The organism is Erwinia sp. PME.40.26/001, from assembly GCF_055556675.1.
Genome location: NZ_JBVHNP010000241.1, coordinates 1 through 263 on the forward strand (window position 1 = coordinate 1; position 263 = coordinate 263).

Consider the following 263-nt stretch of genomic DNA (forward strand, 5'->3'; position numbering starts at 1 on the left):
GTCTGCCCGCTGCGCGTCGGCGCGGGCGTGAAGGGCAAGATCCTGACCGCCCTCGCCTACGGCATTCCCGTTGTGTCGACCTCCATCGGGATCGAGGGCAGCGGGCTGCTGCCAGACCAGCATGTCAAGCTCGCGGACGACGCCGAAAGCTTCGCCGCCGCGACGCTGGCGCTTTACCGCGACCCTGGCGCCTGGACCGCGCTGTCCGAAAGCGGCCAGGCCTTCGTTGCCGATAACGTCTCTCCCGCGCGGGGCGCCGCGTT

General features: G+C 70.3%; 1 protein-coding gene. It reads left to right on the top strand.

The features are described 5' to 3' along the window. Positions 1-263 (top strand): glycosyltransferase family 4 protein (locus tag ACZ3HG_RS24020; RefSeq protein ID WP_465334922.1); only part of this gene is annotated, 263 nt, incomplete at both ends.